We start from the raw sequence: 360 nt of genomic DNA on the forward strand, positions 1-360 counted from the left end.
ATTAATATTTGTACTCTAACTTTCTTAGCATTCGTGCATAATCTGCGGATGAAATACATTGATTCAAAGAAGCTTTCTGAAACACAGTTTAAGCGATATACAGGCATCTCATGGTCAACCTTTTATTTAATGGTTGAGCAATTGCAGAAGCATGTTCCAGCTAAAGGCAGACCACCCAAGTTAAGTGTGGATGATCAGGTTCTGCTCTGTCTGAGCTATTGGCGGGAATACCGAACTTTATTTCACATTGCTACGAGTTACGGGGTTTCAGAGCCTACAGCCTCAAGAATTGTACGTCATGTTGAAGATTGCCTGATTCAGTCCAAGCTGTTTAATTTACCGAAGAATTTGCCCGAAGGA

The 360-nt window shown here is 40.6% G+C and carries 1 protein-coding gene; it reads left to right on the forward strand.

Features of this window, described 5'->3' with window-relative positions:
- Nucleotides 1–48: 48 nt before the first annotated feature.
- The coding region (locus tag LZZ98_RS15450; protein ID WP_237788598.1) for a helix-turn-helix domain-containing protein at nucleotides 49–360 on the forward strand (312 nt) is incomplete at its 3' end.

The organism is Acinetobacter sp. SM34 (genome assembly GCF_022012365.1).
Lineage (GTDB): Bacteria > Pseudomonadota > Gammaproteobacteria > Pseudomonadales > Moraxellaceae > Acinetobacter.